11 protein-coding genes are annotated in these 12,750 nt (G+C 55.8%); 6 read left to right on the plus strand and 5 right to left on the minus strand.

Translation table 11 applies throughout. From position 1 onward, the window contains the following. Complete coding sequence (locus tag ABVF61_RS17585; RefSeq protein ID WP_353994832.1) at nt 1-513, minus strand: hypothetical protein; 513 nt, start codon at nt 511-513, stop codon at nt 1-3. Nucleotides 514-647: 134 nt separating this feature from the next. On the opposite strand from ABVF61_RS17585, the gene ABVF61_RS17590 reads away from it, so the two are divergent. Together ABVF61_RS17590 and ABVF61_RS17595 are read left to right on the plus strand one after the other, a co-directional pair. After that, nucleotides 648-1,391 carry an SOS response-associated peptidase gene (locus ABVF61_RS17590; RefSeq protein ID WP_353994833.1) on the plus strand — a complete coding sequence of 248 codons (744 nt, stop codon included), beginning with the start codon at nt 648-650 and terminating at the stop codon, nt 1,389-1,391. Between the two features lie 75 nt (nt 1,392-1,466). Next, nucleotides 1,467-2,327 carry a class I SAM-dependent methyltransferase gene (locus ABVF61_RS17595; RefSeq protein ID WP_353994834.1) on the plus strand — a complete coding sequence of 287 codons (861 nt, stop codon included), beginning with the start codon at nt 1,467-1,469 and terminating at the stop codon, nt 2,325-2,327. Between the two features lie 14 nt (nt 2,328-2,341). Here ABVF61_RS17595 and ABVF61_RS17600 read toward each other — a convergent pair whose 3' ends face one another. The 4 genes from ABVF61_RS17600 to ABVF61_RS17615 form a co-directional block, all read right to left on the minus strand. After that, nucleotides 2,342-4,144, minus strand: coding sequence for a caspase family protein (locus ABVF61_RS17600; protein ID WP_353994835.1), 1,803 nt, complete (start codon nt 4,142-4,144; stop codon nt 2,342-2,344). 184 nt (nt 4,145-4,328) lie between these two features. Then, nucleotides 4,329-4,760 carry a glyoxalase superfamily protein gene (locus ABVF61_RS17605; protein WP_353994836.1) on the minus strand — a complete coding sequence of 144 codons (432 nt, stop codon included), beginning with the start codon at nt 4,758-4,760 and terminating at the stop codon, nt 4,329-4,331. A gap of 335 nt (nt 4,761-5,095) precedes the next feature. After that, the gene (dnaA, locus tag ABVF61_RS17610) at nt 5,096-6,559 is read right to left on the minus strand and encodes a chromosomal replication initiator protein DnaA (RefSeq protein WP_353994837.1); all 1,464 of its coding nucleotides are present in this window, start codon (nt 6,557-6,559) and stop codon (nt 5,096-5,098) included. Between the two features lie 1,001 nt (nt 6,560-7,560). Next, nucleotides 7,561-8,973 (minus strand): FAD-binding oxidoreductase, encoded by a 1,413-nt coding sequence (locus tag ABVF61_RS17615; RefSeq protein ID WP_353994838.1) that lies wholly within the window; start codon nt 8,971-8,973, stop codon nt 7,561-7,563. Between the two features lie 169 nt (nt 8,974-9,142). Between ABVF61_RS17615 and fabI the strand changes: the two genes are divergently transcribed. The 4 genes from fabI to ABVF61_RS17635 all read left to right on the plus strand — a co-directional run bounded on the left by fabI (nt 9,143) and on the right by ABVF61_RS17635 (nt 12,691). Beyond that, nucleotides 9,143-9,961 carry an enoyl-ACP reductase FabI gene (fabI, locus tag ABVF61_RS17620; protein ID WP_353994839.1) on the plus strand — a complete coding sequence of 273 codons (819 nt, stop codon included), beginning with the start codon at nt 9,143-9,145 and terminating at the stop codon, nt 9,959-9,961. 73 nt (nt 9,962-10,034) lie between these two features. Further along, entirely contained in the window at nt 10,035-10,682 is a 648-nt protein-coding gene (locus ABVF61_RS17625) for a histidine phosphatase family protein (RefSeq protein ID WP_353994840.1), read from the plus strand. Between the two features lie 275 nt (nt 10,683-10,957). Continuing rightward, nucleotides 10,958-11,389, plus strand: coding sequence for a hypothetical protein (locus ABVF61_RS17630; RefSeq protein ID WP_353994841.1), 432 nt, complete (start codon nt 10,958-10,960; stop codon nt 11,387-11,389). Between the two features lie 123 nt (nt 11,390-11,512). Next, entirely contained in the window at nt 11,513-12,691 is a 1,179-nt protein-coding gene (locus ABVF61_RS17635; RefSeq protein WP_353994842.1) for a DUF3095 domain-containing protein, read from the plus strand. The last annotated feature ends 59 nt before the right edge of the window (nt 12,692-12,750 follow it).

Below are 12,750 nucleotides of genomic sequence, written 5' to 3' on the forward strand. Positions count from 1 at the left end.
TCAGGCGAACAGCGCGTCGATTTCTGCCTGGGCACCGTCACCTTCGTGTTGCGTTGCTTCTGGCTCAACATGACCGTGTATGACAGCGCCTGCAAGAGCGATCAAAGGTTTGATTTCGTGCGTGGCTCTGAAAGCGATGTCGGCTGCGATTGAGCCTGCATCACCGGTCTGACGCAACTGGTCCTGTATTTCACAGACCAGCTTATTGATGTCATCGACATGCGCTTCAAGGTGTTCCCGTAAGTACCCGGGAGCCGCGTAATACGCCCGAATTGCAAGTTGCTTGTCTTTGAAGGTGGAATTTTCGAAATGACCTTCGTAGTCAAGCGGACCCCATTCCAGCACGTCCTCGGAGCAGTCCGGCATGTCGGGCAGCATTTCAAGAAGCATCATGACTTCGTTGAAGTGATTGAGATAGTCTGTGGCGAGTCCGGTTTGGGGATTGATGTTTGCCTGCTCCAGCCGTTCGGCGGCCAGCTCACCGGCGCCCAAAACTGGATCCAAACACTCCATACCTGCCCCCTGTTTTTTGACTTGGAAGCTAAGCTACTTCTTTTTTGTTTCCAATTGCCTAACTTTGCAGCATTCTTCCGGCAAATCGGCGTGGCGGTTGGTGTCGGACCACTGCCTCGGAGAGGAGAATTGCGATGTGCGGCCGACTTGCCCTAACGACACCGCCCGATGCCGTCAGAGACTTTTTCGACTACTCCGAAAGACCGAACTTTCCGCCTCGCTACAACATCGCGCCGACCCAGCCCATTGCAACGGTTCGCTATGAATATGGCGCGCGCAGGTTCCATCTCGTGCGTTGGGGGCTCATTCCGAACTGGGTGAAGGATCCTTCGAGTTTCACGCTCCTGATAAATGCAAGGTCGGAAACAGCCGTGGAAAAACCGTCTTTCCGCTCGGCCATGCGTCACGGGCGCTGCCTGATCCCGGCCTCCGGGTTTTACGAGTGGCGGAGGACATCGGACGGAAAGCAGCCATTCTGGATCCGGCCGGCCGACGGAGGCGTCATGGCATTTGCCGGATTGTGGGAAACGTGGTCGGACCCGGATGGTGGTGACATGGACACAGGGGCAATCCTGACGATCGAGTCAAACCGCATGATGTCATCGATCCACCACAGGATGCCGGTCATCTTGAAGCCCGACGCTTTTGAAACCTGGCTCGACACATCCAATGTTGATACACGCGAAGCCAAGAAGTTGTTCGTTTCTGTCGAAGACGACTATCTTGTTGCGACGCCAATTTCTTCGCGCGTGAACAAGGTGGTCAATGACGACGCCGATATTCAGACGCCGGTCGATCTGCAAGAAATCGAGCCGTCTGCGAAAAAGAGTGCCGCAAAAGTCTCCAAGGTAGACGACAGCCAGTTGGATCTGTTTTAAGCACCCCTGGAAACTGACCGCTGAAATTCGGCGGGGAACGTTTATAGGACTGCGGTCTGAAGGCGGGCACGAAGAATGGATGATAGCGAGAAAACGCCGGGCAATCTGATAGGCGATGTCGAGAACGAGGAACTTGCGGCGGCTTACAATCGCGGACTGGAACTGCAGAAATCCGGTGACTTGGCCGGTGCCGAGCAAGCCTTTCGGGAAGCGCTGGCATTGGATCCGAATGATACTGGCGGTGTCACCATCCGTTTGGCCGCAATTGGAGCCGCAGCGGCGCCAGAAAAAATGCCTGATGCCTACGTCGCAACACTGTTCGATCAGCACGCGGACGTCTTTGACGACATCCTTGTCGACGAGCTTGGGTATTGTGTTCCATTGCTTTTGCGCGACCTTTTCCAGCGGCTCGATTGCGGTCCGTTTTCCCGATTGCTGGATCTGGGATGCGGAACTGGACTGACCGGCATGGCACTGGCTGACTGCACGTCTCACCGCACGGGTGTCGACCTGTCAGAAAGGATTATCGAACTCGCTTATGATCGCGAGGTCTACGATGATCTTTATGTCGGCGAAGCGGTCGAATTTCTTCAGGAGTTTGAAGACGAAGACGACACGCGCCCGAATTGGGACCTGATCGCCGCAACGGATGTCTTCCCGTATCTGGGTGCAGTCGAGCCGTTCCTGAGCGCGGCGGCAGATCGGCTTGAAGAAAAGGGATATCTGGCCTTTTCGACTGAGACGCTGGCGGACGACGTCATGAACGGCAGGCCTTACATGGTGGGACCCGGTAACAGGTTTGCCCAGGCGGAAGGATACATTCGCTCTGCACTGTCAGACACCGGCTTCACGATCCTGGCCATGGAACCGATTACGGTCCGGCTGGAAGAAGGTGTCCCGGTTCCGGGGCACCTGGTGCTGGGGCAACGGTCCTGAACGCGGCCAAGATGTTACTTCTTGAAATAGAACTCACGTCTCAAAGCCGAATTGTGCCATGGCGATTGTGTTCCACGTGTTGAATCATAAACATCCGCTTTGACGCGTTTCATCATGATTTCGATTTCAAGCCCAGGCGTTTCGATGTGATCAAGCAGTGCTGTCGTGAACGGACTGTTGTCCTCATCGCCATCAAGCGCGACTTCGCCAGGGGCGGTCGCAAAGCCGATCAGAATATTGCCGCCACCGGCCTGAGGTGCCGCAAGACCACGCTCAACACGCGAGCTTCTGCTCGCACCGAGGCTTCGCGAAAAACGGCGCGAAAGCGGATTGTCCCGGCAGGCATCCAACAGCGCTATCGATAGCCTGCCCGGCGCATTCATGTAATCCAGCAGCGTTCCAAGCTCGATGGTTTCAAAATCAACGGCAGTCTCGTCTTCAAGTTTCGCATCGATCGGGATGAGGTAGTTTCTGCCGCTCAGCTGCATTGCGTGACCGGCATAGAAAAACAGGGCCACGTCGGCATCCTGAATGGCGCGCACATAGGTGCGTACGGTCCCCTCCATGGCGACCTTGCTCTGGTCAAGGCCGACAATGACCGTAAACCCGAGGCGTTTGAGCGATTCCATCAGGTCGGTCGCATCGTTTTTCGGGTTGGGAAGAAACGGCGCATGTTCATAGGCTGAGTTGCCAATGACAAGTGCGACCCGTTTGCCCTCCGGCAGCGTACCGAGATCAGGAAGGTTAGGGTTCTTCGGCGCGACTTCGCTTTGCACCGGCTCCGGTGCCTGCTGATTTGGCTGGGACGTTTCGGGACCGATCGTGGGAACGGACGGCGATGCCGTCTGACGCGGTTTAGCTGCTTCGAGGTAGCGCCCGTAGGCCCATCCGCGCATGCCGTTGGTAAGTTCTACTTCAAACCAGGCCCCTTGCTGCGTCATCATGGTTACTTCGGTGCCCTCGAGCAACCTGGCGATTTCATCGAAGCGTGTTCCGGCGCCGGTCCTGAGCGACAGGAAATTGTCTCCCGTAGAGCTCAAGCTGCCGACAACACCTTGACGCGGTGGCGTGATCGATCTCTGGGTGACGTCAGATGGAGCCGCAGCAGGTGCCGACGCAGCAGGTGGAGTGGGAGCATAACCGGGGACGGAGGCAATGTACTTTCCGTAGGCCCAACCGCTTCTGCCGTCCGAAAGGGCGACATTCAGCCAGGAACCGTTCCTTCCCAGAATGGTAAGAGGCGTATTCAGCCCCATGCGCGTGATTTCCCGGTATCGCGTGCTCGGGCCGGCCCTGAGGGACAGGAAGTTGTCACCTCGTGGATCCAGGCCGGTAACATAGCCCTGCGGTGACGACGGAGCCGGGCTGATGCCACCGGAAGGCGCCGGTGCGATCCGCGTTGATGCAAAGAGGGATTGTGAGGCTCCGCCGGTCACCCCCGAAGCGGACCAGACGGCGAACTGGAAGCGTTGGCCGTTATGAAAATAGCTGTCACCGGGTATAGCACCGCTTGAAAGCAGACTTGCCTTGTAGCGATTGCCTGCAGGTTGGCTCATCCAGCCAAGAGATACTGCAAACCAGCCGTTGTTCGACTGGAACACCGTTGTTTGTGGAAACCTGTTTGCGTAGCTTCTGGCCAGATTGATCGCATCTGGGGCATTGGGCCGGCTGGCCACGATCAGCCATCCGCTGTTTCCACCCGGTATGACAGCTGCATTCGTGTCCTGGATCGCGGTCACGACAAGACAGGCAAACGCTGCCAGCACCAGCCCCAAACGCTTCATTCGTCCTGCAGCGCCATATCCAAACTGATGCATACCGTCCCTCGACCGATAAAGTAACTCAGTGCGACCAGCCTTTATGCCGGTACCGTCACCGGCAAGTATGCCATGGCTCCCGCCGCTTTACACGGCGGGAGATCAGGCGCATGGCGGACAATGTCCTGACGACAGGAAATTTGCACCTGAAGCAAACGCATTCGGTGAGGATGGGTACCGCACTTCAGGACGCCGGACGCATCTTCAGGTAGGGTTCACCGTCGGAAGTTCGCTTTACGGCGACACCATCGGCACCTATGAGGCAGTTCACCCGGCTTCGATACGCAGAGAAGCTATCGAATGACACCACGTCGACCGGCGTGTCGAATTGGAGGGTCACGTGATAGTGCTCTTTGCTCCCAGCCATACTGAGGGATGTAATTTCACCCTCAAAAGCCTGTTTCATGTAGGTTCCTGCAACCCGCATTCCGACAGCAAGGGAAAGCTGATTGAGCTGCGCCGCACGAGCACGCGCGGTATTCCAGTCTCGGTAGCCATATTGTGCTGACAGGAGTTCAAGAGCCTCACTGTGCGACAGCGCCTTGCCGTTTTCCTTCAGGGCTTTGCGCAATCGTTTTGCCTGCGATTTCAGCTCGGCAACACTTGGGAGTTCCATAATTCAACCTTTCCAAGAAAGGCAGGAAAAAGGCTTGCGCCTTCTTGGGGCCCGCATTGCCAAAACCCTGCACGTTCTTGCGAAGGATGACGATCTGCGAAAACAATTCGCACAGGGAAATTCACCAAGGCTGTTTGCCTGCGGGCGGCCGGCTTCCCGAAACCTGCGCAACGCGTATGGCTTTCAGGCGTTGGTGTCAACTCAAAAAGAAAGCCGCTGACGCGGCTTAAAGGGAGGGAGGTTTTCATGACACCCGGCATAAAGGCTGCCCGGTGCCGGGGGAGGCGGTGATCTGCGGCACCGCCGTTGCAGGGCTGGGGTTGCCCCGAAACCCGTCAGGTGTTGATGAGGCGCTTAAGCAGCTCGACTTCCTGCGCAAGTGTCTCATCTTTTGTCACCATGTCTTCGATTTTGCGTACGGCATGAAGAACCGTGGTGTGGTCGCGATTTCCGAACCTTCTGCCGATTTCCGGCAAAGACCTTCCAGTCACAACCTTCGCGATATACATCGCGATCTGCCGTGGACGCACGAGCGTCCGGGCGCGGCACGATGACAGCAGGTCTGCCTTCGTCACGCTGAAGTGCTTGCAGACCACCTGTTGAATCTCTTCGACCTTGATTGAACGAGGCTCGCCGATTCTGACCAGGTCGTGCAGGGTCTTCTCAGCCAGGTTCATCGTGACCGGCTGTTTTGTCAGCTGGTTGTGCGCAAAGAGGCGATTTAGTGCCCCTTCCAGGTCCCGGGCCGACGAGATGACGTAGCGCGCGATGTAGTCGGCCACTTCATCCGGCACGGTAAAGGCCGGGTGGGTGCGCCGCGCCGATGCGATCCGTTTCCTGAGGATCTCGTGGCGAAGCGCATAGTCGGTCGACTGGATGCTGACGACTTCACCGGTCTGAATGCGCTGCATGACTTTGGTGCTGAGCGTCCCAAGTTCTTCCGGAGCCCTGTCAGCTGCCATGATGATCTGCTTCGGCGCCTCCATGAGCATTTCAAGCGTTTTGCCGAATTCCTCATGCGCTTGTTTGCCATGAAGGAACTGGAGGTCGTCGACGAGCAAGAGATCGATGGATTTCATTGCCTGGCGCAGGACCGGGAACGCCGGAGTGCGCAGTGCAGGCACGAGATGATACATGAAGAACTCGGCCGAGAGATATGCAACCCTGCGGCCGGCTTTACGGGCCTCTGTTGCTGCTGCCTGAAGCAAGTGTGTTTTGCCGATACCGGTCGTGGAATGCATGTAAAGCATACCCAGCGTGCCCTCGTGGCCGGCGGCCATCTGACGTATGGCGGCGCAAGCCAGGCTGTTGGATGCGCCTTCTGCAAAGGCATCGAAGGTGAGCTTTGGGTTCAGAGCAGCACCGCTCAAGAACTCCGCAGCCGCTTCTTCACCGGTATCTGCGAGACATGGAATGGTTGCCGAACTGGCCGAGCTTCCAAATTGTGGGGCAATGTCGAATGGGGCCGACCTCCCGCTGATGCGGCGGGCGGTGATTGCCTTTGGCGGCTGTGCCGGACTGATTTGGCGCGGGCGAAGCGCACCGCGCACCGTGAGCTCGACGCGATTGATGTCATCAAGCTCGCGTTTCCATAAACCGATCAGCTTTTTTTCGTAGTTGTTCTGGATCCAGTTTTTCAGAAAACGGGTAGGGACCGACAAGCGAACAGAGTCGCCGACGGTCTCTTCATGCTTCACTCTTCCGAACCAGTTTGAAAAAATATCCTCTCCGAGTTCGTTTCTCAGTTCTGTCTTCACACGATCCCAATGATCCGAACTAGCTAAGTTCTGAACCTGCATTGTGGCCTCCATGTGAGAGAACGATGGGGTCGCTCTCCCTCGTGCACTGTCTCAGAGCTGCGATTTCCGCGTTCGCCGCTCATTTGCTTTTGTTAGGTCTTTCGACCGGTTGGCTTTTTTCGACGCCCATGCCACATGATTAACCTTTTACTTACCATGTTTACAAATAGCTTATTCTTATGAGGTCATAGACGATTCATATCGTATTCCGCGTAGATGAGGCAGGGTTTGAATGTAAGCAATACATAGCAAAACTTTTGCCCCATCACCTTCAGGACATGCCGCAAGTCCTGGCCGAGTTGATCCCCCTTTGCTGTTTCCGCTATGCCTTCGGGCACACAAGCAAATTTAATAAAAATTTAAGTTTTTCGAAATTTTTCTGCGAGTTTTCAAAAGGCGGGTGTGAAATTTGATAGTTTCCGCGAGGAAATCACCCATTTCTCTTTGAAAACTCAGTTATTTTTTACAAGGTTGTTGAGCGAAAAAAATACCACTCAAGGGCCGAGAAGCCGTTTTTTTGCGTTTTTCAGGTCAGACAACGAGGCGCCCGAGCGCAATCTGGGGAAAAAAATTCTGATGTTTTCGCGGGCGGGGTGGGCACTTTGTCACTCAATCGAGCCCAGTGTCTTTGACCAAGCTTAAATCCAATCAAGCCGATAGCGCAGTTTTTGAAGGCAACTGTTTCACAGAGCCGCCGATCGCAATTGTGCCAGGTTTTCCCCAAGCCAGGACAATATCGCGACTACATGTCATTTTTTACAATTGAACTTTAAAGAAGGGGCGTCGGGTATTTTGAGAAGGATGCGCCCTTCTTGAATACAGTACAACTCGAGTTCACCCAAGAATTGTAGAAGTAAAGAGGCCAGCCTCCGGAGAGCGGTTTCAGCTGAAGCGGCGCTGGAACAGCCTTGCACGAAGATCGATGGGGACCGGCACGTTACGGATCAAATGCTTTCTGCCAGGTCTTTGATCAACTTCGGATCATGCGATCAACTTGCTGATTAAAGAATTCGACCAGGATTCAGAAGGTTTTTTGGATCAAGGTCCCGCTTGATACGTCGCATTAACATCAACTCCGTTTCGGATTTGACGTCAGCAAGAAGGGGCTTTTTCAACCGGCCGATACCATGCTCTGCGGAGATGCTGCCACCAAACTCACCAACGATGGAATGTACGATCTCATTCATCTCGTCCCATTTGGCGAGATATTCATTCTTATCGGCGCCGACAGGCTGGCTGACATTGAAATGTATGTTGCCGTCTCCGATGTGGCCGAATGGCACAGGTCTGCAGCCAGGCACAAATTCTGAAACAGCCGCGATAGCTTTGTCCAGAAACTCTGGAATGTGGGAAACCGGCACGGAGACGTCGTGCTTGATTGACCCGCCTTCCGGTTTTTGCACCTCGGACATACCGTGGCGGATGTGCCAGAAGTCGTGAACCTGCGAGAGGTTCTGGGCAAAGGCAGCGTCTTCAACGAGCCCTTCTTCAAAGGCCTCGCCGAGAATGCTCTCCAGAAGATCTCTAATGGGAAAGGCTTCGGAACCGCTGGACAGCTCCATCAGGACATACCATTCATGGCTGCCTTCGAGTGGATCACGAGCCGCTTCCAGATGCTTCAGGCAGAATTCGAGGCCGACCCGTGGCATGATTTCGAACCCGGTCAGAACAGGTCCGGCCTGCGCGCGTGCCGTTGTAAAGAGCTTCAGTGCGGCCTGCGGATCCTGCAAACCGACAAAAGCAGCCTCGAGTTTCTTCGGCTTCGGAAACAGCTTCAGCGAGGCCGCGGTAATTATCCCCAGGGTGCCCTCCGCGCCGATAAATAATTGTTTCAAATCATAACCGGTATTGTCCTTTCTGAGCGTCCTGAGACCGTCCCAGATCTCGCCGGTCGGCAGTACGACTTCCAGCCCAAGAACCAGATCACGGGTGTTGCCATAGGCCAGCACGGCAGTGCCGCCGGCATTGGTGGAGATGTTGCCGCCAATCTGACACGAGCCCTGTGCGCCGAGCGCAAGGGGGAACAACCGGTCGACTTTTTCGGCTTCACCCTGGAGCGCTTCCAGCACCACGCCGGCTTCGACCGTGATGGTGAAACCGGCCGGATCGACATCTCGAACCTTGTTCAGACGTGTGACCGATAAAACGATTTCATCCCCGGTTTCCTGCGGGATTTGCCCCCCGACAAGTCCGGTGTTCCCGCCCTGTGGTACGATCTTGAGGTCGTGTGCATATGCATAGGCCATGATCGCGCTGACCTCTTGGGTGCTGCCGGGCCGCAGCACTATCTCTGTCACACCGCGATAAAGGTCGCGCCACTCGACGAGGTAGGGTGCCTGGTCGGCCGGGCTGGTCAAGACGTTCGCAGAGCCGATCAATTCAGCGAAACGGTCGGCGTGTGCAGTGCGCTCCATGAGCGGGATCCTCGTAAACTTTAACAGGAAAATCGCGCGCCACCATAGTGTGTGATTGTGCGGACGTCGACGGTGCATCCTGTCGCCCCGGATCTTGAAGGAACCAAACCCTTGTGCCATAGGAGGCCAGCCCGTTCGGGCGGCAAGGGAATTCTTTTCGGAGATGAAGATGGCGGAAACGCGCGGACTGATGAACGGCAAACGCGGCCTGGTCATGGGCGTTGCAAATAACAAGTCAATTGCCTGGGGTATTGCCAAGGCGCTGGCCGACGCTGGAGCCGAGCTCGCGCTGACCTATCAGGGTGATGCCCTGAAAAAGCGGGTCGAGCCGCTTGCCGAACAATTGGGTGCGATCGTTGCAGGCCATTGCGATGTGACGGAAGGCGAGACAATTGATGCCGTGTTCAGCCTGCTGGAAGAGAAGTGGGGGAAAATCGACTTTGTCGTCCATGCCGTCGCCTTTTCCGACAAGGCGGAATTGACCGGGCGCTTCGTCGATACGTCTTCCGATAACTTCGCGCGCACCATGGACATCTCCTGCTACTCGTTGACAGCCGTCACGCAGCGCGCGGAGAAGCTCATGCCAGAGGGCGGTTCGATCCTCACGCTTACCTATTACGGCGCCGAAAAGGTTATGCCGCATTACAATGTCATGGGTGTTGCAAAGGCGGCACTTGAAACAAGCGTGAAGTACCTTGCTATGGATCTCGGCCCGCAAAACATCCGGGTTAATGCTATCTCGGCGGGTCCGATCAAGACGCTTGCAGCGTCCGGTATCGGTGATTTCCGCTATATTCTGAAATGGAACGAGTACAATTCGCCGCTCCGGCGGACGGTCACGATCGAAGAGGTCGGCGACAGCGCCCTGTTCCTGCTGTCTGACCTGGGAAGAGGCGTGACCGGTGAAATTCAGCATGTCGATTGCGGCTACAACATCGTCGGTATGAAAGCAGTGGACGCGCCGGACATATCCGTCGTCAAAGACTGACACCTTTGGATGGCCGGCAAGACCGGCCATTTTCATTTCTGCCCTCAATGCGCTCCATCTCCCGGGAGGATGTATGACAACCCTGCAAACCGCTGCGCCATCCTTTCGACTGCCCAAGATGCACGATCCCGAACTCTTGATTTTCGTCCGACACGGCCAAACGGATTGGAATGCCGAAGGGCGCATGCAGGGGCACATCGACATTCCGCTGAATGAGACAGGCCGAGAGCAGGCTGCAGCAAACGGATATCGCCTTTGTAAATTCCTGGAAGAAGAAGGCCTGGATCCGCGCGCGCTTGATTACGTCGCCTCGCCGCTGGGTCGTACCAGGACGACGATGGAGCTTTTGCGCAGGGGCATGGAGCTTGATGCCGGTGCCTTTCGGCTTGAAGAAAGACTGCTGGAACTGACATTCGGTCGATGGGAGGGCTTCCGCCTTGAAGATCTGGCCGACGAAGAGCAGGACCTCATTTTGCAGCGACGCGCAGACAAATGGCGCTTCGTGCCTCCCGGGGGTGGCGAAAGCTATGAAATGCTGATGGAGCGCGTCGGCGCCTGGCTTCAGACTGTTAAGCGTCCCACTGTCGTTGTTTCACACGGTGGCGTTTACCGCGTGCTGCGAGGCATGCTGGAAGGCTTGGAAAGCGCGCACGCGCCGAAACTGTCGGCTCCGCAGGACAAGGTCTTCGTTTGGCGTGAAAGCAGCTTCACAGAGGTTTAGTAAGCATTGTGATAAGATGTGTGATGCATCACAGATCTTGGAATCGTGAATAACATATATTCTCAAGTATCCCTTGTGGGAGATTGAGGGGCTTCGCAATAACAAGTCGGAGCTATATTATGAGTGTTATTCCTGGAATCTGCCTATGCGGTGCACCCGGTGCTCCTGCATCGAGATCAAACCAAGTTCACTATTCCCTTCATGAATCTGGCTTCACGGATGACAGCGCACCGCGCGCCCGCGGACAGATTTTTCAAAACGTATCGGGGATGGGTATGAACGAGCGGGTGACACCCACCGGAAGTTCGACCGTATCGATAAGATCCGAGTACCCGTTCGATATAATCGAATTCTACTTGAGTGATACAACGGTCGGCGAATATCTGGCTGACATCTCCAATCCCCGAATTTGCACGGGCTATATGGCGGCATCCGTGCCCAGTGCGGACGGATCAGCGCATAGGTATGGACGTGGGCAGTATTTCGTCGTCAACAGGGAATTGGCACAGCGCCTCGTTGGTCCGACCGGGGGAGCTGTCAAGTTTCCGGGCACCGCTACAGAAGAATTCCTTCAGCGCTGGATGGAGTATTTGGAAGAAGTGCGGAATCAGGACGAGGATATTCTGGCGCGCCTCGAGCTTGCGCAGGCAATTTCAAGAGGAAGCATGAACCAGGCAGTTGTCGCCGTGCTCCACTTCCCCCGGTAATTTCAAACGCGGATGCGGAGCATGTTCACAATATTGTTTTGAACTGCAAATGATCGGTTCTTCGTACTTGAACGTATTTCGCGATGTTAAGGCCAGTTGAGCCCGGCAATCAGGGGGTTGATGATGAGCTCGGTCACTACGGACAATTTTTATTCCGAGCTGCCAAGCTTTTCAGATTTCAGCAACGTTGCGGATCTGGGGAACTATCGACCGGTGCCTGACGGCTGGTATGTCCTCGCGGCGGACATTGTGAGTTCTGGTGAAGCCGTTGCCAACGGTCGCTACAAGGACGTCAACATGACCGGCGCGTCTGTCATAGCGGCGGTCTTGAACAGCGTCGGACGCGAGCGCGTGCCGTTCGTCTTCGGCGGCGACGGCGCTATGCTCCTTGTGCCGGCGGACGACCTGCAGAAGGGGAGCGACGCCCTTGCGGGTGTCGTTGACCTGGCCCGTCAGGTTATGGAGCTTGAGCTTCGCGCCGCGGCCATTCCTGTCGCCGATATCAGGCAGCGCGGCGGTGATATCAGGGTGCGCAAATATCTTTTGAGCCCTGGCAATCATCTGGCGATGATTGTTGGTGACGGGCTGGAGATCGCCGACAATATTCTGAAAGACCCGGAAGCGGTGACGCCTTACGCAATTTCGCCCGACAACGTGGCTTTGCCTCCGCTGGACGGATTGTCCTGCCGATGGGAACCGTTGCCTGCCCGTAACGGGCACATAGTCTCCTTGATCGTGAAGCCGGCCGGCCAAAGGCCCTTGAGCGAACTTATGGACAGGGTTGGCGAGGAAATCGGTTTCAACCCGCTGATCGATGAGGCACGAACGAGACTGGCAGACAAGACGCGATTGAAATTCCGCTTCCCGCCGAAGGGTCTCAGACTTGAGGTGAACCTCGCGTCGGCCGGGAACCTCGCGCGCGGATGGGTCAAGACCTGGGTGGAGTGCGTGTTTTTTGTCTGGAGTTACACAACCGGCATGCGCGTGGGACCATTCGATCCGAAAAAATACTTCCGGGAACTCAGCCTCAACACGGACCATCGCAAGATCGGCGACAGCCTTCAGCTGGTTTTGGACCTCACGCCGACACAGCTTTCTGCGCTCCAGACGTGTCTTGCGACAGCTTATGAAGACGGCGACGTCATTTTCGGGCTCCATGTTTCGAATGAGGCACTCATGACCTGTTTCGTTCAGGATATAGGCAACAGTCAGCACATCCACTTTGTCGACGGCTCCAACGGCGGCTTGTCCATGGCGGCAGCGGAGTTCAAGAATCGGCAGGCTTCGTCTTCAATGGTCTGAGCGTGCGCCATCCAGGTTCATTCAGGCAATATGATGTATTCGGGCAATCCTCCGGTACG

Source organism: Roseibium sp. HPY-6 (genome assembly GCF_040530035.1).
In the GTDB taxonomy this organism is placed as follows: domain Bacteria; phylum Pseudomonadota; class Alphaproteobacteria; order Rhizobiales; family Stappiaceae; genus Roseibium.

Bases quoted from the DNA above. Each gene is read 5' to 3' on its own strand.
- ABVF61_RS17605 (WP_353994836.1), bottom strand. From the start codon at position 4,760: ATGGAACTCCCAAGTGTTGCCGAGCTGAAATCGCAGGCAAAACGATTG.
- ABVF61_RS17615 (WP_353994838.1), bottom strand. From the start codon at position 8,973: ATGGAGCGCACTGCACACGCCGACCGTTTCGCTGAATTGATCGGCTCT.
- ABVF61_RS17585 (WP_353994832.1), bottom strand. From the start codon at position 513: ATGGAGTGTTTGGATCCAGTTTTGGGCGCCGGTGAGCTGGCCGCCGAA.
- ABVF61_RS17630 (WP_353994841.1), top strand. From the start codon at position 10,958: ATGAACGAGCGGGTGACACCCACCGGAAGTTCGACCGTATCGATAAGA.
- ABVF61_RS17625 (WP_353994840.1), top strand. From the start codon at position 10,035: ATGACAACCCTGCAAACCGCTGCGCCATCCTTTCGACTGCCCAAGATG.
- ABVF61_RS17600 (WP_353994835.1), bottom strand. From the start codon at position 4,144: ATGCATCAGTTTGGATATGGCGCTGCAGGACGAATGAAGCGTTTGGGG.
- ABVF61_RS17595 (WP_353994834.1), top strand. From the start codon at position 1,467: ATGGATGATAGCGAGAAAACGCCGGGCAATCTGATAGGCGATGTCGAG.
- ABVF61_RS17635 (WP_353994842.1), top strand. From the start codon at position 11,513: ATGAGCTCGGTCACTACGGACAATTTTTATTCCGAGCTGCCAAGCTTT.
- ABVF61_RS17590 (WP_353994833.1), top strand. From the start codon at position 648: ATGTGCGGCCGACTTGCCCTAACGACACCGCCCGATGCCGTCAGAGAC.
- fabI (WP_353994839.1), top strand. From the start codon at position 9,143: ATGGCGGAAACGCGCGGACTGATGAACGGCAAACGCGGCCTGGTCATG.
- dnaA (WP_353994837.1), bottom strand. From the start codon at position 6,559: ATGCAGGTTCAGAACTTAGCTAGTTCGGATCATTGGGATCGTGTGAAG.